This window comes from Salmonella sp. SAL04214 (assembly GCF_046550615.1).
In the GTDB taxonomy this organism is placed as follows: Bacteria; Pseudomonadota; Gammaproteobacteria; order Enterobacterales; family Enterobacteriaceae; genus Salmonella; species Salmonella enterica.
The window spans coordinates 109676-132982 of record NZ_JBGDXT010000008.1 but is presented as its reverse complement, the minus strand read 5'-3'; the positions used below and the strand labels follow the sequence as shown (position 1 = coordinate 132982).

Annotated in this window: 19 protein-coding genes and 1 pseudogene; 6 read left to right on the top strand and 14 right to left on the bottom strand. The window is 53.4% G+C overall.

Going from position 1 to position 23307, the window contains the following annotated elements; translation table 11 throughout:
• Window position 1 precedes the first annotated feature (1 nt).
• From ACLJQD_RS14985 to yacL, 5 genes are all read right to left on the bottom strand, one after another.
• Window positions 2-769: a DeoR/GlpR family DNA-binding transcription regulator gene (locus tag ACLJQD_RS14985; RefSeq protein ID WP_000678254.1), complete on the bottom strand. Its 768-nt coding sequence runs from the start codon at window positions 767-769 to the stop codon at window positions 2-4.
• A gap of 9 nt (window positions 770-778) precedes the next feature.
• Window positions 779-1762 (bottom strand): D-threonate 4-phosphate dehydrogenase, encoded by a 984-nt coding sequence (locus ACLJQD_RS14980; protein WP_017441544.1) that lies wholly within the window; start codon window positions 1760-1762, stop codon window positions 779-781.
• The gene (gene dtnK / locus ACLJQD_RS14975) at window positions 1752-3023 is read right to left on the bottom strand and encodes a D-threonate kinase (protein WP_000783300.1); all 1272 of its coding nucleotides are present in this window, start codon (window positions 3021-3023) and stop codon (window positions 1752-1754) included. The genes ACLJQD_RS14980 and dtnK overlap by 11 nt, the downstream gene beginning before the upstream one ends.
• On the bottom strand, window positions 3020-3973 hold the full coding sequence (locus ACLJQD_RS14970) for a 2-keto-3-deoxygluconate permease 1 (RefSeq protein WP_001022089.1): 954 nt from the start codon (window positions 3971-3973) through the stop codon (window positions 3020-3022). Before ACLJQD_RS14970 ends, dtnK begins: the two co-directional genes overlap by 4 nt.
• Window positions 3974-4207: 234 nt before the next feature.
• On the bottom strand, window positions 4208-4570 hold the full coding sequence (gene yacL, locus ACLJQD_RS14965; RefSeq protein ID WP_000384308.1) for a protein YacL: 363 nt from the start codon (window positions 4568-4570) through the stop codon (window positions 4208-4210).
• 270 nt (window positions 4571-4840) lie between these two features.
• On the opposite strand from yacL, the gene ACLJQD_RS14960 reads away from it, so the two are divergent.
• Both ACLJQD_RS14960 and ACLJQD_RS14955 read left to right on the top strand, forming a co-directional pair.
• A complete protein-coding gene (locus ACLJQD_RS14960; protein WP_001101536.1) occupies window positions 4841-5164 on the top strand; it encodes a low molecular weight protein tyrosine phosphatase family protein in 324 nt (107 codons plus the stop codon).
• A 409-nt stretch (window positions 5165-5573) separates the two neighbouring features.
• Window positions 5574-6038 (top strand): membrane protein, encoded by a 465-nt coding sequence (locus ACLJQD_RS14955; protein WP_017441545.1) that lies wholly within the window; start codon window positions 5574-5576, stop codon window positions 6036-6038.
• 39 nt (window positions 6039-6077) lie between these two features.
• On the opposite strand, the pseudogene ACLJQD_RS14950 reads toward ACLJQD_RS14955, so the two are convergent.
• Together ACLJQD_RS14950 and ACLJQD_RS14945 are read right to left on the bottom strand one after the other, a co-directional pair.
• Window positions 6078-6170, bottom strand: a pseudogene (locus tag ACLJQD_RS14950) (hypothetical protein); the annotation flags it as partial.
• A gap of 88 nt (window positions 6171-6258) precedes the next feature.
• A complete protein-coding gene (locus ACLJQD_RS14945) occupies window positions 6259-7392 on the bottom strand; it encodes a DUF4431 domain-containing protein (protein WP_017441546.1) in 1134 nt (377 codons plus the stop codon).
• A 74-nt stretch (window positions 7393-7466) separates the two neighbouring features.
• Between ACLJQD_RS14945 and ACLJQD_RS14940 the strand changes: the two genes are divergently transcribed.
• Window positions 7467-8399 (top strand): DUF4424 family protein, encoded by a 933-nt coding sequence (locus ACLJQD_RS14940; protein WP_017441547.1) that lies wholly within the window; start codon window positions 7467-7469, stop codon window positions 8397-8399.
• A 14-nt stretch (window positions 8400-8413) separates the two neighbouring features.
• Here ACLJQD_RS14940 and ACLJQD_RS14935 read toward each other — a convergent pair whose 3' ends face one another.
• Both ACLJQD_RS14935 and ACLJQD_RS14930 read right to left on the bottom strand, forming a co-directional pair.
• Window positions 8414-8755 carry a hypothetical protein gene (locus ACLJQD_RS14935; protein ID WP_017441548.1) on the bottom strand — a complete coding sequence of 114 codons (342 nt, stop codon included), beginning with the start codon at window positions 8753-8755 and terminating at the stop codon, window positions 8414-8416.
• A complete protein-coding gene (locus ACLJQD_RS14930; protein ID WP_223195363.1) occupies window positions 8756-9778 on the bottom strand; it encodes a DUF4431 domain-containing protein in 1023 nt (340 codons plus the stop codon).
• A gap of 138 nt (window positions 9779-9916) precedes the next feature.
• Between ACLJQD_RS14930 and ACLJQD_RS14925 the strand changes: the two genes are divergently transcribed.
• On the top strand, window positions 9917-10888 hold the full coding sequence (locus tag ACLJQD_RS14925) for a DUF4424 family protein (protein ID WP_017441550.1): 972 nt from the start codon (window positions 9917-9919) through the stop codon (window positions 10886-10888).
• Window positions 10889-10919: 31 nt separating this feature from the next.
• Here the strand turns inward: ACLJQD_RS14925 and acnB are convergent, their stop codons facing one another.
• A complete protein-coding gene (gene acnB, locus ACLJQD_RS14920) occupies window positions 10920-13517 on the bottom strand; it encodes a bifunctional aconitate hydratase 2/2-methylisocitrate dehydratase (protein WP_017441551.1) in 2598 nt (865 codons plus the stop codon).
• 388 nt (window positions 13518-13905) lie between these two features.
• Here acnB and ACLJQD_RS14915 point away from each other — a divergent pair, with 388 nt between their 5' ends.
• Together ACLJQD_RS14915 and ACLJQD_RS14910 are read left to right on the top strand one after the other, a co-directional pair.
• Entirely contained in the window at window positions 13906-15531 is a 1626-nt protein-coding gene (locus ACLJQD_RS14915; protein WP_017441552.1) for a DUF3300 domain-containing protein, read from the top strand.
• Window positions 15532-15543: 12 nt separating this feature from the next.
• A complete protein-coding gene (locus ACLJQD_RS14910; protein WP_000757452.1) occupies window positions 15544-16335 on the top strand; it encodes a DUF2950 family protein in 792 nt (263 codons plus the stop codon).
• A gap of 37 nt (window positions 16336-16372) precedes the next feature.
• Here ACLJQD_RS14910 and ACLJQD_RS14905 read toward each other — a convergent pair whose 3' ends face one another.
• From ACLJQD_RS14905 to aceE, 4 genes are all read right to left on the bottom strand, one after another.
• Window positions 16373-16657, bottom strand: a complete 285-nt coding sequence (locus tag ACLJQD_RS14905; RefSeq protein WP_017441553.1) for a hypothetical protein — start codon at window positions 16655-16657, stop codon at window positions 16373-16375.
• 288 nt (window positions 16658-16945) lie between these two features.
• Entirely contained in the window at window positions 16946-18370 is a 1425-nt protein-coding gene (gene lpdA / locus ACLJQD_RS14900; RefSeq protein ID WP_001519338.1) for a dihydrolipoyl dehydrogenase, read from the bottom strand.
• A 201-nt stretch (window positions 18371-18571) separates the two neighbouring features.
• Window positions 18572-20461, bottom strand: coding sequence for a pyruvate dehydrogenase complex dihydrolipoyllysine-residue acetyltransferase (gene aceF, locus ACLJQD_RS14895; protein WP_017441555.1), 1890 nt, complete (start codon window positions 20459-20461; stop codon window positions 18572-18574).
• Between the two features lie 14 nt (window positions 20462-20475).
• Complete coding sequence (aceE, locus tag ACLJQD_RS14890) at window positions 20476-23139, bottom strand: pyruvate dehydrogenase (acetyl-transferring), homodimeric type (protein WP_017441556.1); 2664 nt, start codon at window positions 23137-23139, stop codon at window positions 20476-20478.
• Window positions 23140-23307 lie beyond the last annotated feature (168 nt).

Below are 23307 nucleotides of genomic sequence, written 5' to 3'. Positions count from 1 at the left end.
GTCACTCCGGCTGCACCAGCGTTAGCGCAAAAGCGCGCCCTTTCAGTTCAACCTGCGCTGACGGCGGCAGATTGACATCGGTAATCACATCATTAAAGCGCTCAAGCGGCACCACATTAAAGAGCGAATGCGCGCCATACTTACTGCTGTCCGCCAGCAACACTTTGCGCTGCGCATTAGCAATAATCTCCTGTTTAAGCCCGGCCTTATCTTCCGTTGGGGTCGTCACGCCCGTTTTTACCCCCCATGAATTACAGCTCATAAACGCGATGTTCGGATACACGCTACGCAACAGCTTACGCCCATGCTCACCGATACAGGACTGACTGCTGTCATCGATACGACCGCCGACAATCGTCACTTCAATTTGCCGGAACTCAGCTAAAAACAGCGCAATATGCAGATCGACGGTGATGACCCGCAGCGGAAGATGGGTTAAGCATTTCGCCAGTTCCATCATTGTCGTACCGGCATCCAGCACGACGGCATCGCCAGCATTGACCAGCGATGCGGCAACGCGTGCGATCGCCCGTTTTTCAGCGGGCGATCGCAGTTGTTTTTCATTGGTGGTGGGCTGGGCGGGTTCAAAACGCCGCAGCGCCACGCCGCCATGACTACGGCTGATCACGCCCTGCTCATCCAGCTTGATCAAATCGCGACGGATAGTGGCTGGCGATGCGTCAACCGCCTCAACCAGCTGTTCTACCGTAACCAGCGTATGATTTTTCAGATACGCCACAATGAGATCCAGACGGTGTTGTCCTTTCATAACAGGGAATTATGCCAGTTGCATTGCCAGTTTGATCGATACGGCCATGCTCTCAGATTTTGCTTTTCCCGTCCAGGCGATATCAAATGCGGTGCCATGATCGGCAGAAGTCCGGATAAACGGCAGCCCTGCGGTGATATTCACGCCATCATAAAAGCCAAGCAATTTCAACGGGATATGCCCCTGGTCATGATACATCGCCACCACCATATCATACTGCCCCTCATAAGCCTGGAGAAATACAGTATCCGGCGGGCACGGCCCATAAACGTCCATACCTTTTGCGCGGGCATCGGTAATGGCTGGCGTCAGGATACGCGTCTCTTCATCGCCAAACAGGCCATTCTCGCCCGCATGAGGATTCACGCCTGCCACGGCGATACGCGGTTTAACGTAACCCACACGCTTGAGGAAAGTATCAGCAATACCAATCACCGTTTCGACACGCGTGGTACTTAACGTATCAAGGAATTTACGCAGCGCGATATGCGTTGAAACGTGAATCACTTTTAGTTTATCGGTGTAAAGTACCATCGCGTAATCGCGGCTATGGGTCAGGGTCGCGAGCAGCTCGGTATGGCCCGGATAGTTGTGCCCCGCCAGGTGCAGCGCCTCTTTATTCAGCGGCGCGGTAGCAATAGCCTGTACGTCGCCCCGTAACGCTAACTCGGTGGCGCGCTTCACGCAGCGATACGCTAAATCCCCCGCCTGCGCCTGAACTTTCCCGGCCTCCAGCGCCTCCGGCTGCGCCAGCGGCTCATCAATCACATGAATGATGCCGGGCGCAAAACGCGCTTCGGCGACCCGTTTAATGGCCCGTAACTCGACGTTCGGCGTGATGCCCTTCGCCTGTAAACGTTTCAACGTTGCGAGGCATCCAATAACCACCAGCGGCGCGCCGTTGAGACCGTCTTCGCTTAGCGCTTTAACAATAATTTCCGGCCCAATGCCCGCGGGATCGCCCATAGTAATGGCAACGGTTTTAGTCTCCACAATACATCTCCTCAATATAATAAAGCGCGTCACACAACGTACTGTCTGAACCGAATCCGCCCGCTTTGGTAATGACCGGCAGATCGTCAATTTCGCTGTTTACAAACGTTCCACAGGGAATACAGGGCGCCACCTCACTTTGAATGCGATAACCTTCAGCGCCAAGCGCGCCAGCGACGGCGGTAGCGATATCGCCGCCGGTCAGAAACAGCCCGCCAATCCGCGCCTGCTCGATAATGTTTAACGTGACGACGCCAAGCCGCTGGCTCAGTCGCTCGCCCAATTGCTGACGGCTCATCGCGAATTTTTCGCACAGCGCGTCGATTAACTGTCGATCTTCTGCGCGACGGCTGGTGCGTAATATCGTATGTCGATGCTGACTTAACAGCGCGCAGGCCTGCTCTACGACAGACGCGATTTCCTGTTCCGCGCTATCCGACACCATGCGCGCGGCATCGATATCCACGACCTCCGCACGTCCCCGGCACAGCGCATTATCCACCTGACGTCGCGTGGCTTCGCTCATCGAACCGGCCACCACCAGCACCGGCAGCCGCTGCCGGTCTTGCATAAAAAGTTCAACCGGCAACGCATTCGCCAGACCCGCTGCGCCGACGAGCAGCGGCATCGACGGTTGTTCGCACGCCGCTTGCGCAATCAACGTCAGATCCCGCTCTTCCACCGCATCCACGACGATAATCCCTTCGCCCTCAGCCGCATAAGCCGTAAGTAAGGCGCTTAACCCACCGCGTCGGACATCCTGCAAAAAGACTTCATACACAGGGATCTCACTTTGCAACGCCACTATCTCGGCAATGCGGGAAGAGACAATGGGCGTTTTCGGATCGCTGGCAAATTCGGTTTCCAGTAGCGGGACGCCATTAACCAGACATTTTCCTTCAAGCGTCGTGCGTCCGGCCGCAGGGATCGCGGCGGCGATAACGGCCAGTTTTCGCTGACTGGCGCGCATGGCCGCCGTCACTTCGGCGCCGATATTGCCGCGAAATGTAGAGTCGATTTTTTTGTACACCAGCGGCGCTGGCGATGTCTCACACCACGGGGAAAGCGCGGCATAAACGGCAGATGCCGCCTGATCTGCGGGCATCGCCCGGCTTTCGGTGTTAATGACTAACACATCGGCGCGGCGGGACGGTTTTTGCGACGCGCTCAACATGACTTCCGTTCTCGCCCCCTTCTTCGCCAACTGGACGCCGGTATCATTCGATCCGGTAAAATCATCGGCGATAACCATCATTTTCATGCGTTTTTCTCCAAAGAAGCCTGACGCGCCTGTTTTTTCGCAACCCAGGAGGTCAACACTGGCGTCAGGATTGCCGTGGTGATCACCGAGGCGGCAATCAGCGGAGCGGCAGCAGCGGCCACCTCGGCGAGCGAAGGGTCGGCCTGCGCAATAGCCAGCGGCGTCGCAACGGCATTACCCGCGGTGCTGGAGGCCGCCGCCCCGGCAATGCCAGTTCCGCCAACCAGACGATCTGCGCGAATATTAAAGAAACCGCCAACGAACGTTGTCAGCACGCCGAGCAGAATTCCGGCAAGTCCGCCTTGCAGTAACATTTCCAGGTTGATGCCCGCCCCCAGCGCAAAAGCAAAGAAAGGAATGAGCAGCGGGCCGCCTTTGGTCAAAAAATCGCGCATATGAGGATCAAGATTGCCGAGGATCATGCCGACAACCAGCGGAACCAGCACCGCCACCAGCGCCATAATGGGAATGTTCGCCATCCCTGCCGCGCCCAGCGCAATCATCGTAAAGAAAGGGCCATCATTAAGAGACAAAATAGAGATAGCGCCGACGTCGCGCTCATTGCCGAATTCGCCTACCAACGCAGCATAAAGTCCGCCATTCGAATTGCTCATCGCCGCGATAATCGCCACGCCGCTCAGGCCAAAAATACCCTCCGCGCCGAAAAGATGCTCCACGCCCAGGCCAATGCCGATGGCGACAAGCAACTTAGTGAGCGTAATCGTCCCGCCCTGCAATAACGCCTGGGGCGCGGCTTTCACACTGATACCGGCTCCCATACACAGCAGAAAAGCGCCAATCAGCGGCGCCGCGCCGTTTTTAAATAAGGCGGTGGTAAAACCGCCGATCTCAAGCGCCTGTGGAGCGAAGGTGTTAATGACTGCGCCAATAACGAGCGGTACGACCATCATGCCGCCGGGTACGCGCTCTATTGCTTTTTTGATGTTCATGGTCTTACCGCCTGTTGCTTGTTGTGATTGAATAAAATCATAACGATTATATTCAATCAAATTAAGATCACAAACGCGCCAGATCACAGTTTTAAAATGATTAATAAAAATCAAAAAATCATTCTGCAATAAAAAAGCCGGGATTCTCCCGGCTGGAATGTTTGGCGACTTCGTTTCCGCTACCACCCCCAACTGTCCGTCGACTGGCGTTGTGGGACAATAACGAAGAGAGGGTCAGGCTTTACTGACGAATTCCCGATACGCAGCGACGACCCGCAGAAAATCCTCCATGCCGCACAGGGATAAACTCTCTTCATCGTAATAACTCATCCCCTCTTCCATCTCATCGCCGGAAAAATCCAGCTGATTGGCGCGAATCATCACTTCTTCGCCGTCCATCCAGATCGTGTATTCATGCCCTGCTCGTTGCCAGGAACGTTCGCTGCCTTTGACCGTACGCGCGGCTTGTTCTACTTCATCCAGTAGCGAGAGGTTGTCTTTAACCTCTTCATTAAACCAGTGACCGACCACCTCGTGGCCCATCGACATTCGTACTTTTACCCCTCCGGTAACGTCGCGCAGAAATTCGTAATCCATAATTGTTTTCCTCTGCCCTGGCAATGCGCCAATACCGCATTGCGCCTTGAGGTAATTATCGCAGCACGGTGAAAGAAAAACAGCGGGGCGCACAAAAGATAAAATAAAAATGCCAAAACGGTTTATTATTCATACAGAAAGTCACTCTAGCGCTTCAATATATCTACACGCGCTCCGACAAAGTGCTACGTGCCGCACCGTGGGGTATTTAGTCTCCACGGCTCACAAACTCGCCGTTAGCGAAGCGCGATCTGGAAGAGTATTTATTTAATGAATGTGCTTTTCATATGCAGCCGTAATCAATGGCGCAGCCCCACGGCGGAGCAGGTGTTCCGCCGCTATCCCGGCCTTAGCGTCCGTTCCGCCGGCACCAGCCGCAACGCCAAAAAAAGCGTGTCGTGCGGGTTACTTCAGTGGGCTGACGTTATCTGCGTTATGGAGCAGAAACATAAAGACCGGTTGATGGCTGAATATCGTCGTATTATTGAAAATAAGCCCCTGCACGTACTCGATATCCCCGATGACTACCGCTATATGGACCCTGAGCTGGTCAGGCAACTGGAAGAGCTGGTGCCGGAAGTGCTGGGGATATAGGCGTTGCCGCAAGGAAATGTCCATCATCGATCACGTTTACATTCACTTACTCTCCGTTAAGCGAAAACTCGACGACAAATTTCACATCAGGCAGCACGCCGTTTAGATGAACTTTTATTATGTGCCGGAAGAGCGCAGTCATTAAAAATGGCTGCCCCTCATCCAGTTATAGCATTACCAGCCCGGTGTCCCTCTGGCGTTTTTTCAGAAATCATCAATACCCTGCCCACGCCGACGCCTGCTAGTCTTTCAGACGCTTCCTTATCATCCGGGTCGTTGTCATGAAATTGTTGGCTACTTGATAAGCACTTTTCAACTGAGCTCCAGCAATGGGCGATATCAGCAGAGAAGCCGTAGTGAGTTGTATTTTTTGTCAGACGGTTGAAGGAAAATTAAGGAAGGATACATTATGTCTGTATTTCGACGAATAATTTATCATAGCGGTTGGTTTATTCTGCTTGGGCCGTTAATAGGCGCAGCCACCGCGATAGGTGTCATAAACTATTCACCCTCCATTATTGGCGGACCAGACTCATTTTTGTTCTGTTTCTACAGAACAATACCAGCATTAGTTATTATTACCGGCTGGATATACAGTCTCCTCCCCGCATGGTTAACCGGTGTCGCCTGCGCGCTGATACCCCTGAAATTATATCAAAAAATAATTAACAGGATGATCCTTTGCGCCATTGCAGGTGGTCTGATCACGACGTTGTTTAATTTGGTGCGATATGGTTTTGACATAAGCATACTACCATTAATATATGGTGAAGTATTGATTATGCTTATTCCAGCGATTGTAGCCGGGGCAATAATGGGCGGGGTAATTACGTATTTGCCGGGGCTACGGGAAGTGAAGCGTAATAATAAATAAGAAGCGCCATTCGGGCCCGGAAATCCGGGCCCGTCTCTGTTACACCGCAGTCTGGAAAATCACGCCGTCCGCTTTCTCAGTGTACTGAGAGAGCTGGTCGAAGTTCAGGTAACGGTAGGTATCCACCGCCGCCAGCTCCGCAGAAGCCGGAAAACGATCTGTCGATGACCTTTTATTATGCGCCGGAATAACGCAGTCATTAAAAATGGGGAGTCTCACATCACCAGCCCGGCCCCTCCATCACGGGCATGAGTTTCACAATATTCTCCAGTACCAGTGGCGTGTGGTGATCTGAACTTAATGCCAGTAAAACATCACCTGTGACAACAATTTCTTGGTTTAACAAATCGTCGCCGTACTGTACTTTAACTCTTTCTATGATCTCATCGCTCAACAAGAGTTGCACTTGCCCATTCCAGTCGGCTGTCTGCATGTCGGCATCCTGGACGCAGGTTAACGGTTCTTCGAGTTTAACCACCCAATAACGCTGCGCGCCGCTTTTTTGCTCTGCCAGTATTCCGCGCAATGACACGGTATCGCCTTCCCGCACGCAGCGCTGTTGCCGTTTTTTCGCCATTTCTTCAACCGTTTTGACTGGCAAAATGTCGGTGCTGTGGTTACACCAGGCCAGTGAGCTTTGGCGACTAATGCCCTGAAATTGAGGAACGGGCAACCACCATGTGTTATTAGCGTCTTTCTGCAATACCACATCCAGCTTTTTACTATCCTGACTATACCAGTCAGCATCGGCATTGGCAGGTTCGCCACAAAAATAGGCATATTTTTGCGCCGCGCATAGCTGCGTCACCACGAAGGATGGCACAGGCGTATTATTCAGCGTTGTTTTACGATTGAGATCGCCAACGTAGTTTTCACGTACCGCGTCAAGCAGTTGCGTGCGCAACGGATCGCCTTTTTCTACCGGCAGGCAAGCTGCGATGCGCCCGTACTGTTTCACCTGCGCGCGTAATTCCTGTGACTTCAGGTCAACATTCCCGGCAAAGTGGCACTTCGCTTGCTCCGGCGCGCTAAACTCTTCATCCAGGTAAACCGTACTCACCCACCCTTCGGTACCGCTGTCCAGCAGAATACGATCGAAGAGATAATATTTATCATCTTCATCTTTAATATACTGACCGTCAGTATCTTTTAGCAGGCCGCAAAAATAGGCCAGTTCGCGCGTCTCGTTGATTTCAATCCGCTTGATATCGAAGCGGGCGTTTAATAGCCCAACCTCCTCGCGTAGCGTTAATGCAATAGCGCCGCGTGGATTTTCATCAAGCTTCAGCGGGAACATATCTGATGCATATAAATTGCAACAAATCATCATCAACACCAATAAAAAATAACGCATGAACGTGACCGTCGAAAAATTGCATTGAGGGTGCCATAATAGCGCTTTGCGTTATTATCAGTAATCATTTGCTCATGAAAAAGATCGCGTTCGGTTTCCCGTTATTGCTGGCAGTATTGCCTCATCCGGCGCAAGCCAATGAGGCCGTGGCGAATAGTTCATTGCATTTACTGGCACAGAGCGATATTCAACTGGCGAAAGAGCGTCTGTTAATTGAACGCGATCGGATTAATGCCGATTATTTGTTTGTGAATCCGACCGCGCAGGATATTATCGTTCCTGTCGTTTTCCCCATGCCGCCGCTGTCATTTAGCGACGTTGACGAAGCCGGTGAAGATTACATCCCCGGCATCCGCAACATTAAAATCCGCGTCGATGGTCAGATCGTGACCCCGCAACCACGCTGGACCGTAGTACTGAATGCTCCGCAGGAAGAGATCACCAATAAACTTCAGCAGGCTGGCTGGACGGTGGAGCAACTGATCGCCGCGCTAAGCGATGGTGAATTTTCGCCTCCGGCGGATCTCCCGGCGCTGCCGCCGGAATGGTTTAAGGATAATCAGCCGCAGTTTACTATCCAGCGCAACTTCATCTGGCAACAGACCTTTCCGGCGGGGAAAGCGGTGACTATCCACCAGGTTTACACCCCGAGCGTGTCACTCAGCGCGCTAATGTCAACGGATGAGCTGGACAATGACAACACCTGCCCGACGGCGGAAAACCGCCAGCAAATACAGCAGGCGCTGGATCAGTTAATGACGAAGCAAGGCCCGGCAGGCGCTTTGGGGCAAAACCGGATGGATGTGGTGCTAACCGGTGATCCCGCGTGGAAAGAGGGGGACATCGGCGAGTTTACGCTGCGCCTTCACGGCGACGTGATCACCACCTGCTTTCAGCCGCCGCTGACGCGGGTTAACGCCACTACGCTGGAATTTAAGCAGAAAAATTTCCGGCCTGCGGAAAATTTGGCAGTGACGTTTTATTCTTTATCGTCTATGTACGAATGATGGCATAAAACGCTTTACTCACTCAAATCCACGAGCGCGTGAAGCGTCTTATAATTAAAAATCCACCAGGTAGAAAGAATTTCACCCTGCTGGTAAAATTTATAATCACTCTCGCCATTTGGCGACTTCAGTTTTATGACATCCCCCATCTGTTTCCAACGGGCATAAGGCGCCTTGTTATTCATTGATTTGAGATTCTGCACCATCGGTTCGCAGCGCGCGCACATTTTTGCGTTACCGTCATCGTAAAATGCCATCATCCCACCGTTAGTAACGTGTAAATACTGTAATTTAGCCGCCGCATCAGCGTTGCCGCATAGCATCAATAGCATTCCTATAACCCATAGCTTTCTCATTCACTTTATTTCCGTTAAGCGAAAAATATTATCCAGTAACAGCGACGTATGATGCGAGGCAATCAGCGCCAGAAAAATATCGCCGCCGACGCTGACTTTTTTACCGACCAAATTGTTGAGCGATTCCCGCTCTTGTGGGGTTAGCACCAGTTGCATCGTCTGGTTCCAGCCAGGCTGCTGCTTATTGGCATCGCGCACGCAGGCAAGGGGGTTATCCGGGGTCAGGGTCCAGTAAGCGGACTCGCCGTCACCCTGCTGGCGAAGCGTGCCGGTGAGGTTAACGGTGTCTCCCTCCACCCTGCACGCCTGCGCCAGTTGCGCTAAATCGGTTTCTCGCAGCGTGCCATCGCTACAGTACCCGCCGCTCACTTTAGATTGTTGTGTCAGCAGCTTGTTTTCCGGCTGCGGGCGCCACACGCCATCCGGGGATTTTTTCAGCACGACGCGAAGCCGATTATTGGCGTCATCATGGATAAAAAAACTCGTTTTATCTCCCGTCGCCTTACCCAAAAAGTAAGCATAATCTTCCGTGGCGCAAAGGTCTTCGACGATAAATTTTACCGTCGGCAGCGGGCCGTTAAGGGTTAAGCTATTGCTGTCGCCAATATAACTGGCGCGCAGGCCGTTCAGAATATCGCTTCGCAGCGGGTCGCTGGCTTTTACCGGCTGGCAAATATTTTTGCGCCCTTGCGCGGCGACCTGCTCGCGTAAGAGCGCAGACGTTAACGGTACGTTTTTACCATAATGGCAGTGAACATCCTGCGGCGAAGCAATGGTTTTATCAAAGCGCACAACGCTGCCCCAACTCCAGTGATAACCTATCGCCATCACGCGGTCATAAAGATGATATTGATTTTGCCCATCCGTCAGAAAATTATCGTTTTTGTCTTTTATTAAGCCACAAACGTAAGCAATGCTACTGTTTGCTTCAATCCGCCGCAGGTTAAACAGCCCATCCTCAAGCCCTTCTTCATCGCGCAGCGACAGGGCAATATATTTGCGCCAGGTATCACCTTGTGGCAATGGTTTTATTTCTTCGGCAAATGTATTTTGGCAAATTATTAATAATAAAAATAAATAATACCGCATTTTTCTTCCCTCGAAAAACGGCACTCGCCGGATTATGATAATGTTTATGTTTCGGACATGGAATGCACCGGTATGACATATTTTAAGTGGCTGAGCGTACTCCTGTGTTTTATTACCAGTTATCATGCTTATGCAAACGACTCGGCGGTCGGGGAAACCAATGGTTCCATTGAATTTCTGCAACAAAATGAGATCAGCATGGCGAAAGAGCGATTGTTGATTGCCAGCGATCGTATCAATGTCGATTATGTATTTATTAATCATTCGGCGCAGGATATTACCGTTCCGGTAGCCTTTCCGATGCCGGCTATTTCCCAAAGATATATGGGAGATAGCACAGAAGGTATTGCCAACTTTAAGATCAGCGTGGACGGTAAACCGGTTAAAAGCGAGTCCCGCTGGCGAGTCATCCATGACTTAGGCGGTAAAGGTGAAGAAGACATTACGGCGAAACTACTGCAAACCGGCTGGACGATCCCACAGCTACGCCATGTCCTCAATCGCGAGGGCAAAGCCTCTATTGAAGAAGGATATAAAGAGGGAAAACAGCAATTACCGTCAGAGTGGTTTGATGACGGCTATCTGAATATTGCCGTTCAACAATATTTTATCTGGCAACAACGTTTTCCGGCGGGCAAGGAGATCGTTATTCACCACTCATACACGCCCAGTACGTCCACCGGCGTGCCTGACAGCCTTGACAGTCTTCTTGGTGATGAGTTCGGCGATCAATGCCTGACCACCGCCACTCGCAAGGCGTTAAAACAGCTGGATGCAGGAATAAAATATAAAAACGAAGACGGTAGCGCGAATATCGGCTGGGGCTATCTGGGCTATATTCTGAAAACTGGCGCTAACTGGAAAGAGGGTGTCATTGGCGACTTTACCTTGCGCATTCATAAGAAGGATGAGACTGAAGTGGTTGTCCCCTGCTTTAATTACCCGCTAAAACAAATTGATCCGTTAACCCTGGAGTTTAAACAAAAAAACTTCAAGCCCGATGAAAACCTGGATATCCATTTTTATTACGATTCTTCGCTGTAAAAACTGGCCCGGAAATCCGGGCCAGTCACTTTTACACCGCCGTCTGGAAAATCACGCCGTCCGCTTTCTCAGTGTACTGAGAGAGCTGGTCGAAGTTCAGGTAACGGTAAGTATCCACCGCCGTCTTATCCACCTGCGCCACGTAGGTCTGGTACTCTTCCGGCGTCGGCAGTTTGCCGATCAGCGCTGCAACGGCCGCCAGCTCCGCAGAGGCCAGGAAGACGTTCGCACCGGTACCTAAACGGTTCGGGAAGTTACGGGTAGAGGTAGAGACCACCGTCGCACCGTCGGCTACACGCGCCTGGTTACCCATACACAGGGAACAGCCTGGGATCTCAATACGCGCACCGCTCTTACCAAACACGCTGTAGTAGCCTTCTTCGGTGAGCTGCGCGGCGTCCATACGGGTTGGCGGCGCCACCCACAGGCGGGTTGGCAACTGGCCTTTGTGGTTATCCAGCAGCTTACCAGCCGCGCGGAAGTGGCCGATGTTGGTCATGCAGGAACCGATGAACACTTCGTCGATCTTCTCGCCCTGCACGTCAGACAGCAGACGCGCGTCGTCCGGATCGTTCGGCGCGCACAGGATTGGCTCTTTGATATCCGCCAGATCGATGTCGATCACCGCCGCGTATTCCGCGTCGGCATCGGCTTCCAGCAGTTGCGGATCCGCCAGCCATTTTTCCATGCCCTGGATACGGCGTTCCAGCGTACGACGGTCGCCGTAGCCTTCCGCAATCATCCACTTCAGCAGGACGATGTTGGAGGTCAGGTATTCAATGATCGGCTCTTTGTTCAGCTTGATGGTACAACCCGCAGCGGAACGCTCGGCAGAAGCATCGGTCAGCTCAAACGCCTGCTCGACTTTCAGATCCGGCAGACCTTCGATTTCCAGGATGCGGCCAGAGAAAATGTTTTTCTTGCCTTTCTTCTCAACGGTCAGCAGGCCCTGTTTGATGGCGTACAGCGGGATGGCATGTACCAAATCGCGCAGGGTGATACCCGGCTGCATTTTGCCTTTGAAGCGTACCAGAACGGATTCCGGCATATCCAGCGGCATCACGCCGGTCGCCGCGGCAAACGCCACCAGACCAGAGCCCGCCGGAAAAGAGATACCAATCGGGAAACGGGTATGGGAGTCACCGCCGGTACCCACGGTATCTGGCAGCAGCATACGGTTCAGCCAGGAGTGGATCACGCCGTCGCCCGGACGCAGAGAGACACCGCCACGGTTCATAATGAAGTCTGGCAGCGTGTGGTGCGTGGTCACGTCAACCGGCTTCGGATAAGCTGCGGTGTGACAGAACGACTGCATGACCAGATCGGCGGAGAATCCCAGACAGGCCAGGTCTTTCAGCTCATCGCGGGTCATCGGGCCAGTAGTATCCTGAGAACCGACGGAGGTCATTTTCGGTTCGCAGTACGCGCCCGGACGGATACCTTTCACGCCGCAGGCGCGACCGACCATTTTCTGCGCCAGCGAGAAGCCACGGCTGCTTTCCGCCACGTTTTTTGCCTGACGGAAAACGTCTGAGTGCGGCAGTCCCAGCGCTTCACGCGCTTTGGTGGTCAGGCCACGGCCGATAATCAGCGGAATACGACCACCGGCACGCACTTCGTCGATCAGCACGTCGGTTTTCAGTTCGAAGGTTGCCAGCAGTTCGTCGGTTTCGTGGTTACGCACTTCGCCTTTGTACGGGTAGACGTCAATCACATCGCCCATATTCAGGTTAGAAACGTCAACTTCAATCGGCAGCGCGCCCGCATCTTCCATAGTGTTAAAGAAGATAGGCGCAATTTTGCCGCCGAGGCACAGACCGCCGCCGCGCTTATTCGGCACGTTCGGGATGTCGTCACCCATGAACCACAGCACGGAGTTGGTCGCGGATTTACGGGAAGAACCGGTGCCCACCACGTCACCCACGTAAGCCAGCGGGTAGCCTTTTTTCTGCAATGCTTCGATTTGTTTGATCGGGCCGACAACGCCTGGCTGATCCGGCTCAATGCCTTCACGGGCGTTTTTCAGCATCGCCTGCGCATGTAACGGGATATCCGGTCTCGACCACGCATCCGGCGCCGGAGAGAGATCGTCGGTATTCGTTTCGCCGGTCACTTTGAAAACGGTGACGGTGATTTTTTCCGCCAGCGGCGGACGGCTCAGGAACCATTCGGCGTCGGCCCAGGATTGCATCACCTGTTTGGCGTATTCATTGCCCGCTTTGGCTTTCTCTTCTACGTCGTAGAAGTTATCGAACATCAGCAGGGTGTGGGACAGTGCTTTGGCCGCAATCGGCGCCAGTTTCGCATCGTCCAGCGCATCAATCAGCGGATGAATGTTGTAACCACCCTGCATGGTGCCCAGCAGTTCAATGGCTTTTTCTGGGGAGACCAGCGGGGAGGTGGTGTCGCCTTTCGCGACAGCAGCGAGAAAACCGGCTTTAACATAAGCGGCTTCATCTACGCCAGGAGGAACGCGGTTGATCAACAGGTCTAACAGGAATTCTTCTTCGCCCACAGGCGGGGTCTTCAGCAGCTCGACAAGCGCAGCCATTTGGGTTGCGTCTAAAGGTTTTGGCACAATCCCCTGGGCAGCACGCTCAGCTACGTGCTTACGGTATTCTTCTAGCACGACGATATCTCCTCGCTCTCATTGTCATAATGCGGCGCTTTTGTTGATGGGCGATTCTCTTCACGCTCCTGTGAGACAGTAGTTAGTAGGGTAAATGCCCGGTACCGCATAAGGCACAATAACAGGATTTTCTTTAAGTGTTAATCTGTTTACAAAAAAGCAACATAAAAAAGTGGCTGAATCGTTAAGGATGGTCTAATGCTCTACTGAGACGGGAGCTGCAGCCATAAATGCTTACCTCATTTCGTGCTTTGATCGTCACGTAACGTTACCGATCCCAACATTAGCTAAAAATTAAACTATCGTCCCTTTATACTCACGCGAAACTGCACCCCGTCGGCGGCAGGCATAATGACCATAGCGATTCTCTGGAATCGGGAGAGATAAAATGACGTTGCCCTTTAAACCCCATCTCATTGCCCTTGTGTGCAGTGCCGGGTTATTTGCCGCTTCGGGCGTACTGTATGTTAAAAGCCGCGCTCCCGAAGCGCCCGCGCAGGCGGCAGCTCCCGCCCCTGAGCAAACGCAGACCGCTGTGCCCGCGCCTGTCGCGAAAACGACCTTTACCACTGCGCAAATCGATCAATGGGTCGCGCCTGTCGCGCTTTATCCCGATGCCCTGCTTTCGCAGGTGCTCATGGCCTCCACCTACCCGGCGAACGTGGTTCAGGCCGTCCAGTGGTCGCGAGATAACCCCACGCTGCAGGGCGATGCCGCTATTCAGGCGGTGGCCAGCCAACCGTGGGATCCCAGCGTCAAATCGCTGGTCGCCTTTCCCCAGTTGATGGCGCTTATGGGCGAGAATCCGCAATGGGTGCAAAACCTGGGCGATGCGTTCTTAGCCCAGCCACAGGATGTGATGGATGCGGTGCAAAGGCTGCGTCTGCTCGCTCAACAAACCGGTTCGCTAAAATCAACGCCGCAGCAAACCGTCACCAGCGTGCCGAAGCCCAGCGCTTCTACCGCCGTCACGACAACAACCACCACCACATCCGCCAGTACGCCAGCGACACCGTCGACCGTCATCAAAATTGAACCCGCGAATCCGCAGGTGGTGTACGTGCCGAACTATAACCCCGCGACGGTGTATGGCGCCTGGCCCAATACCGCTTATCCGCCGGTGTATTTACCGCCCCCTCCGGGGCAGCAGTTTGCCGATAGTTTTGTTAAAGGTTTTGGTTATAGTCTGGGCGTCGCCACCACCTATGCGTTGTTCAGCAGCATAGACTGGGATGACGACGATCATCACCACCATGACGACGACCATCATGATGATGATTACCATCATGGTGGTAACGGTTATCAACATAATGGCGATAATATCAACATCAATGTCAATAATTTCAACCGGATATCCGGGCAAAACCTGCCGGGCCAAACGATGGGCTGGCAGCATAATCCCGCCAGGCGCAATGGCGTCCCCTATCCGAATAATACCGTTGCGCAACGGTTCCATCCCACCAATGTTAGCGGCGGGTTAAGCGCAACGCAGCAAGCGCCAGTGTCTCGCGACAGTCAGCGCCAGGCGGCCATGGCGCAATTCCAACAACGCAGCCATACATCACCCGCTAACCTGTCAGGCGAGACATCCCGCGATAGACAGCGCAAAGCGGCATCGCAGCAGTTAAATCAAATTGCCCAGCGTAATAATTACCGTGGCTATGACGGAACACAAAACAGCAGTCGTCGCGAGGCGGCGCAGCAGACACTGAATAAATCCACCACGCAGCAGCATCGTTCCGAGCTGAAGGCTAAAGCCCAGCAGCACCCTGTTTCACAACAGCAGAGAGACACCGCCCGCCAGCGTATTGAATCCTCTACGCCGCAACAGCGTCAGGCATTTCGCCAGAATATGCACGCCAATGTGTTTAGCGGGAACGACAGTCGATCGCCGTCATGGCAATCGCAACAGCTACGCGGCCTGGAAAGCCGTCGCGGCAGTCACTTGAACACCGAGCAACGCGCCGCCGCGCGAGAACATTTTTCTGAACATCATGAATTTCATCGCCGTTAACCGGAGCAGATAATGAAAAAGGTTATGTTAAGCGCTCTGTTACTGTCGTTACCCTTGCTGGGCTACGCGCAGGAACGGTTCCCCTCCCCGGAAGCGGCCGCCAGCGCCTTCGCCGCGGCGGTAGCCGGAAAAAACGAAACGCAGCTTACCGCGCTACTGGGCGATGACTGGCGGCAATTTCTGCCGCCGGAAGGTGCCGATCCCGAGGCCGTGGCCCGCTTCAATCGTGACTGGCGCGAAGGCCATCGCATTGTACAAAAAGACAATACGGCGCACCTGAATGTCGGACGAGAAGACTGGCAGCTCCCGGTGCCCATGGTGAAAGAGACTGGCGGCTGGCGCTTTGATATGGCGGCAGCCGGGAATGAGATCCTCACCCGTACTATTGGGCGAAATGAACTTTCTACCTTACAGGCCATGCATGCTTACGTTGATGCGCAGCAGGACTATTACTTACAAAACCATCGCTGGGCGCACAGGATAATCAGTAGCGAAGGCCAAAAAGATGGCCTGTACTGGCCAACCAAAGCAGGCGACGTCCCCAGTCCCTTAGGCCCAAACTTTAGCCCCGCAGCGCCAGACGAGGGTTACCACGGCTACCATTTCCGTATTATCAGCGATAACGACGGTCACGGCGCGGCGCTTCTGGCCTGGCCGATGCATTACGGCGAAACCGGGGTGATGAGTTTTATGGTCAACCAGGACGATCGTATTTATCAGGCGGATTTAGGCAAGGAGACGGAGAGTAAAGTTCAGGCTATCACGCGTTTTGCGCCAGACGCGCAATGGCAGGTCGCCGAATAACCCGTAAGCGCCTGGCGTTATCGCCAGGCCGTGATCATTAGCCCTGATGCGGCATTAATTCCGGGTGGCCTTGTACCGGCGGCTTGTTGCTGGTCAGCGCGGCTTCATCAGCCTGAATGCTGCCGGAATTAGCCGCCCATACGCCTTCATGCGTGTGGGTGATCTGCTGATGCTGCGCATTCAAATCCTCGCCCATTGCCGCAATATGCGTGCTTTCCGTACCGCCGCTGTTAGTCGCCCAAGGGATGACGGGATCGCCAGCAAATGCCATGCCGGAAACCAACGTCGCGGTTAGCGCTGCTGTTGTCAGAAAAAGTTTCATATATCAAACCTCATAATTAGCTCGCTATTATTTTATAGAGTTACTAATTTCAGGGTGATGACAAAGTAAGGAGAGGTATTTCTTATGAAACAATTAGTTGGTCGAAAATGACAGACAAAGGCACTACCGACGGCATAAGCTTTGAAAAACGTACTGCTGCGGAAAAGATAAATTTTGCGGTTTCGTTATCCTTCGCCATCATTTGACACATCTGATTTGCCATGCATAAAAAAAGCGGCTGTAAAGCCGCTTTTTTGTATCGGGTGGCGCATTGCCACCTACAGAAGATTATTTCTTCTTCGCTTTCGGGTTCGGCAGGTCGGTAATACTACCTTCGAACACTTCAGCAGCCAGACCGACGGACTCGTGCAACGTCGGGTGCGCATGAATGGTCAGCGCGATGTCTTCCGCATCACAGCCCATTTCGATCGCCAGACCGATTTCACCCAGCAGCTCGCCGCCGTTGGTGCCGACAATCGCCCCGCCGATCACACGGTGAGATTCTTTGTCGAAAATCAGTTTGGTCATACCGTCTGCGCAGTCAGAAGCGATAGCACGGCCAGAAGCTGCCCACGGGAAGGTGGCGGTTTCATAGCTGATGCCTTTTTCTTTCGCTTCTTTCTCGGTCAGGCCAACCCATGCCACTTCTGGCTCGGTGTACGCGATAGACGGGATAACTTTCGGATCGAAGTAGTGTTTCTTCCCGGCGATAACTTCAGCGGCAACGTGACCTTCGTGAACGCCTTTGTGCGCCAGCATCGGCTGACCGACGATATCGCCGATAGCGAAGATGTGCGGCACGTTGGTGCGCAGCTGTTTGTCCACGCGGATAAAGCCACGGTCGTCAACTTCCACGCCTGCTTTGCCCGCGTCGAGGTTTTTACCGTTCGGCACACGACCAATCGCCACCAGAACCGCATCATAACGCTGCGCTTCAGCCGGGGCTTTTTTGCCTTCCATCGAAACGTAGATACCGTCTTCTTTCGCTTCAACGGCAGTCACTTTGGTTTCCAGCATCAGGTTGAATTTCTTGCTGATGCGCTTGGTGAAGACTTTAACGATATCTTTATCAGCCGCCGGGATAACCTGATCGAACATTTCAACCACGTCAATCTCTGAACCCAGCGCGTGGTATACGGTACCCATTTCCAGACCGATGATACCGCCGCCCATGACCAGCATACGCTTCGGTACTTCTTTCAGTTCCAGAGCGTCGGTAGAATCCCATACGCGCGGGTCTTCATGCGGAATAAACGGTAATTGGATCGGACGAGAACCTGCCGCGATGATCGCGTTGTCGAAGTTGATCACGGTTTTGCCGTTTTCGCCTTCAACTTCCAGGGTGTTCGCCCCGGTGAATTTACCCAGACCGTTGACCACTTTCACTTTACGGCCTTTGGCCATACCCGCCAGACCGCCGGTCAGCTGCGTGATCACTTTCTCTTTCCAGGTACGAATCTTGTCGATATCGGTTTTCGGCTCGCCGAAGACGATACCGTGTTCAGCCAGCGCTTTGGCTTCTTCGATAACTTTTGCTACGTGCAGCAGCGCTTTAGAAGGGATACAGCCGACGTTCAGACAAACACCGCCAAGGGTGTTGTAGCGTTCTACAATTACGGTTTCCAGACCTAAATCAGCGCAACGGAAAGCGGCAGAATAGCCTGCCGGGCCCGCCCCAAGTACCACGACCTGAGTTTTGATTTCAGTACTCATCATGACCTCTTTATTTGTATCCGGCGGTCCGGGGTACTTGATCGCCCATCATCCACCGGGTCGTTCTATCCGCCCGTATCTTACAAAATTGTTAACAATTTTGAAACAACAAACGGATCACGAATTATTGCTTTCGCTAATAACCTCACAAAATACATGAGATTATCAAAAAAAAGCCGGCCGTCGGGCCGGCTTTTTCGCTTACATCACCAGACGGCGAATGTCAGACAACATATTGTTGATAATGGTAATGAAACGCGCACCATCAGCACCATCGATCACACGGTGGTCGAAGGAAAGAGAAATAGGCATCATCAGACGCGGCACAAACTCTTTCCCATTCCACACCGGTTCCATCGCCGACTTAGAAACGCCGAGGATAGCCACTTCCGGCGCGTTAACAATCGGCGCAAAGTGGGTAGTTCCCAGGCCGCCGATGCTGGAGATAGTGAAGCAACCACCCTGCATTTCGCCAGCGGTCAGCTTACCATCACGCGCTTTTTTGGAGATGGTGGTCAGTTCACGAGACAGCTCGGTCACGCTCTTCTTATTCACGTCTTTAAAGACCGGAACCACCAGGCCATTCGGGGTATCAACCGCCACGCCGATGTTGATGTATTTCTTCAGGGTCAGACGCTGACCGTCTTCGGACAGCGAGCTGTTGAAGCGCGGCATCTGTTCCAGAGCAGCGGCAACCGCTTTCATGATGAAGACCACTGGCGTGTATTTCACGTCCAGTTTACGCTTCTCAGCTTCGGCGTTCTGCTGTTTACGGAACGCTTCCAGATCGGTGATATCGGTTTTGTCGAAGTGCGTAACGTGCGGGATCATCACCCAGTTACGGCTCAGGTTCGCGCCAGAGATTTTCTGGATACGGCCCAGTTCCACTTCTTCAACTTCACCAAACTTGCTGAAGTCCACTTTCGGCCACGGCAGCATACCCGGGATACCACCGCCCGCAGCAGCCGGCGCAGCTTCCGCGCGTTTGATAGCGTCTTTCACGTAAGCCTGAACGTCTTCGCGCAGAATACGGCCTTTACGACCGGTGCCTTTCACTTTCGCCAGGTTGACGCCAAACTCGCGCGCCAGGCGGCGAATCAGCGGGGTAGCGTGAACGTAAGCGTCGTTTTCAGCGAACTCAGATTTGCCTTCCGCTTTGGCAGCCGGGGCAGCAGGCTTCTCAGCTTTCGCCGCCGGAGCCGGTGCCGCCGCTTCCTGTTTAGCCGGAGCGGCCGCAGGCGCTGCGCCTTCTACTTCGAAGACCATAATCAGAGAACCGGTTTTCACTTTATCGCCGGTGCTGATTTTGATTTCTTTCACGGTGCCCGCGAACGGCGCAGGCACTTCCATGGAGGCTTTGTCGCCTTCCACGGTGATCAGCGACTGTTCAGCGGCAACTTTATCGCCGACTTTGACCATCACTTCGGTGACTTCAACTTCGTCGCCGCCGATGTCCGGTACGTTAACGTCTTTCACGCCCGTCGCTGCTGCTGGAGCAGCCGCAGCCGGAGCGGCCTCCGCTTTCGCTGGTGCTGCGGCAGGCGCTGCGCCCGCCACTTCGAAGACCATAATCAGTGAGCCGGTAGACACTTTATCACCGGTGTTCACTTTGATCTCTTTCACGGTGCCCGCGAACGGCGCCGGCACTTCCATAGAGGCCTTGTCACCTTCGACGGTGATCAGCGACTGTTCAGCTTCAACGGTGTCGCCCACTTTCACCATCACTTCAGTCACTTCAACTTCGTCACTGCCGATATCCGGAACGTGAACGTCTTTCGCCGCTGCCGCAGCAGGTGCTGCTGCCGGAGCCGCTTCTTTCTTCTCTTCTGCCTTAGCAGGTGCAGCGTCAGCTGCACCGTCGGCGGAATCGAAAATCATGATAAGTGCACCGGTCTCGGTTTTGTCGCCGACAGAGACTTTGATCTCTTTCACGACGCCAGCCTGCGGAGACGGGACTTCCATAGAGGCTTTGTCGCCTTCTACGGTGATCAGCGACTGTTCAGCTTCCACTTTGTCGCCCACTTTGACCAGAATCTCGGTGATTTCAACTTCATCTGTCCCGATGTCCGGTACTTTGATTTCGATAGCCATTATTCTTTTACCTCTTACGCCAGACGCGGGTTAACTTTATCTGCATCGATGTTGAATTTGGTAATCGCATCCGCTACCACTTTCTTGTCGATTTCGCCACGTTTAGCCAGTTCGCCCAGCGCTGCAACAACCACATAAGAAGCATCAACTTCGAAGTGGTGACGCAGGTTCTCACGGCTGTCGGAACGACCGAAGCCATCCGTACCCAGTACGCGATAGTCGTCAGCCGGTACGTAAGTACGAACCTGCTCGGCGAACAGTTTCATATAGTCAGTAGATGCCACTGCCGGAGCGTCGTTCATCACCTGAGCGATGTACGGAACGCGCGGGGTTTCCAGCGGGTGTAGCATGTTCCAGCGCTCACAATCCTGACCATCACGCGCCAGTTCGGTGAAGGAGGTCACGCTGTACACGTCAGAACCTACGCCGTAGTCGTTCGCCAGAATCTGTGCCGCTTCACGCACGTGACGCAGGATAGAACCGGAGCCCAGCAGCTGAACTTTACCTTTGCTACCTTCGAGGGTTTCGAGTTTGTAGATACCTTTACGGATACCTTCCTCGGCACCTGCTGGCATAGCCGGCATGTGGTAGTTTTCGTTCAGGGTGGTGATGTAGTAGTAAACGTTCTCTTGTTTCTCACCGTACATACGCTCCAGACCATCATGCATGATGACAGCCACTTCGTAAGCGTAAGCCGGGTCGTAAGAGATACAGTTCGGGATAGTCAGCGACTGAATGTGGCTGTGACCATCTTCGTGCTGCAGACCTTCGCCGTTCAGCGTAGTACGACCGGAAGTCCCGCCGATCAGGAAGCCGCGAGCCTGCTGGTCGCCAGCCTGCCAGCACAGGTCGCCGATACGCTGGAACCCGAACATGGAGTAGTAGATGTAGAACGGGATCATCGGCAGATCGTTGGTGCTGTAAGAGGTCGCCGCAGCCAGCCAGGATGCGCCTGCGCCCAGCTCGTTGATCCCTTCCTGCAGAATCTGGCCTTTCTCGTCTTCTTTGTAGTAGGCAACCTGCTCACGGTCCTGCGGGGTGTACTGCTGGCCGTTCGGGCTGTAGATACCAATCTGACGGAACAGACCTTCCATACCGAAAGTACGCGCTTCGTCGGCGATGATCGGTACCAGGCGATCTTTGATCGACTTGTTCTTCAGCATCACGTTCAGAGCACGCACGAAAGCGATAGTGGTGGAAATCTCTTTGCTTTGCTCTTCCAGCAGCGCGCCGAAATCTTCCAGGGTCGGCAGCTCTAACTTCTCGGTGAAGTTCGGCTGACGGCTTGGCAGGTAGCCATGCAGCGCCTGACGGCGTTCATGCAGGTATTTGTGTTCTTCAGAACCTTCCGGGAAGGTAATGTACGGCAGTTTTTCGAGATCAGCATCGGCAACCGGCACGTTGAAACGATCGCGGACGTAACGCACGCCGTCCATGTTCATTTTCTTAACCTGGTGAGCGATGTTTTTACCTTCCGCGGTATCGCCCATGCCGTAACCTTTAATGGTATGGGCCAGGATTACCGTCGCTTTGCCTTTGGTTTCCTGCGCTTTTTTCAGTGCAGCATAGACTTTCTTCGGATCGTGACCACCGCGGTTCAGCGCCCAAATCTGCTCATCGGTCCAGTCGGCCACCAGGGCTGCGGTTTCCGGGTATTTACCGAAGAAGTGCTCACGTACGTAAGCGCCGTCTTTGGATTTGAAGGTCTGGTAGTCGCCGTCAACGGTTTCGTTCATCAGTTGGATCAGTTTACCGCTGGTGTCTTTACGCAGCAGCTCATCCCAACGACCGCCCCACATGACTTTAATAACGTTCCAGCCAGCACCTGCAAAGATGCCTTCCAGTTCGTTAACAATCTTGCCGTTACCGGTGACCGGGCCGTCAAGACGCTGCAGGTTACAGTTGATAACAAAGACCAGGTTGTCCAGTTTTTCACGGGTGGCGATGGTGATCGCGCCTTTGGATTCCGGCTCATCCATCTCGCCGTCGCCGAGGAAGGCGTAAACGGTCTGTTTAGAGGTATCTTTCAGGCCGCGGTGTTCCAGATATTTCAGGAATTTCGCCTGGTAGATAGCACCGATTGGGCCCAGCCCCATAGAGACGGTCGGGAACTGCCAGAATTCCGGCATCAGTTTCGGGTGCGGATAGGAAGAGAGGCCATTGCCATGCACTTCCTGACGGAAGTTATCCATCTGTTCCTGGGTTAGACGACCTTCCAGGAACGCGCGAGCGTAGATGCCCGGAGAGATGTGGCCCTGGAAGTATACCAGGTCGCCACCATCCTGTTCGTTGCGCGCACGGAAGAAATGGTTGAAACAGACATCATAGATCGTGGCGGAAGACTGGAAGGACGCCATGTGGCCGCCCAACTCAAGGTCTTTTTTAGACGCGCGCAGCACGGTCATGATGGCGTTCCAGCGGATAGCAGAACGAATGCGACGTTCCAGCTCCAGATTGCCCGGGTATTCCGGTTCGTCTTCAACGGCAATAGTGTTGATGTAATTACTGGCCCCTGCGCCTGCCGCGACTTTCACGCCGCCTTTACGAGCTTCAGAAAGCAGTTGGTCAATCAGATACTGAGCGCGCTCAACACCTTCTTCACGGATGACCGATTCGATCGCCTGTAGCCAGTCGCGAGTTTCGATCGGATCCACGTCATTTTGGAAACGTTCTGACATGGGGGTATTCCTTATCTATCTAATACGTTGAGTTATCTGGAACCTGTCCCATTAAACTTTCGTCAGAAAGCTTAATAAGACAGGTTCTGCGTTTATTGCCTGGCCCATAAGGTGTAATTGTTGCAGCCAGTTTGGTCACGGACAGCGCGGAACAACCGGAACGTACAC

Bases quoted from the DNA above. Each gene is read 5' to 3' on its own strand.
- lpdA (WP_001519338.1), bottom strand. From the start codon at position 18,370: ATGAGTACTGAAATCAAAACTCAGGTCGTGGTACTTGGGGCGGGCCCG.
- ACLJQD_RS14925 (WP_017441550.1), top strand. From the start codon at position 9,917: ATGACATATTTTAAGTGGCTGAGCGTACTCCTGTGTTTTATTACCAGT.
- ACLJQD_RS14935 (WP_017441548.1), bottom strand. From the start codon at position 8,755: ATGAGAAAGCTATGGGTTATAGGAATGCTATTGATGCTATGCGGCAAC.
- ACLJQD_RS14940 (WP_017441547.1), top strand. From the start codon at position 7,467: ATGAAAAAGATCGCGTTCGGTTTCCCGTTATTGCTGGCAGTATTGCCT.
- ACLJQD_RS14905 (WP_017441553.1), bottom strand. From the start codon at position 16,657: ATGAAACTTTTTCTGACAACAGCAGCGCTAACCGCGACGTTGGTTTCC.
- aceF (WP_017441555.1), bottom strand. From the start codon at position 20,461: ATGGCTATCGAAATCAAAGTACCGGACATCGGGACAGATGAAGTTGAA.
- dtnK (WP_000783300.1), bottom strand. From the start codon at position 3,023: ATGAAAATGATGGTTATCGCCGATGATTTTACCGGATCGAATGATACC.
- ACLJQD_RS14915 (WP_017441552.1), top strand. From the start codon at position 13,906: ATGACGTTGCCCTTTAAACCCCATCTCATTGCCCTTGTGTGCAGTGCC.
- ACLJQD_RS14955 (WP_017441545.1), top strand. From the start codon at position 5,574: ATGTCTGTATTTCGACGAATAATTTATCATAGCGGTTGGTTTATTCTG.
- ACLJQD_RS14970 (WP_001022089.1), bottom strand. From the start codon at position 3,973: ATGAACATCAAAAAAGCAATAGAGCGCGTACCCGGCGGCATGATGGTC.
- yacL (WP_000384308.1), bottom strand. From the start codon at position 4,570: ATGGATTACGAATTTCTGCGCGACGTTACCGGAGGGGTAAAAGTACGA.
- ACLJQD_RS14960 (WP_001101536.1), top strand. From the start codon at position 4,841: ATGAATGTGCTTTTCATATGCAGCCGTAATCAATGGCGCAGCCCCACG.
- aceE (WP_017441556.1), bottom strand. From the start codon at position 23,139: ATGTCAGAACGTTTCCAAAATGACGTGGATCCGATCGAAACTCGCGAC.
- ACLJQD_RS14945 (WP_017441546.1), bottom strand. From the start codon at position 7,392: ATGCGTTATTTTTTATTGGTGTTGATGATGATTTGTTGCAATTTATAT.
- ACLJQD_RS14910 (WP_000757452.1), top strand. From the start codon at position 15,544: ATGAAAAAGGTTATGTTAAGCGCTCTGTTACTGTCGTTACCCTTGCTG.
- ACLJQD_RS14985 (WP_000678254.1), bottom strand. From the start codon at position 769: ATGAAAGGACAACACCGTCTGGATCTCATTGTGGCGTATCTGAAAAAT.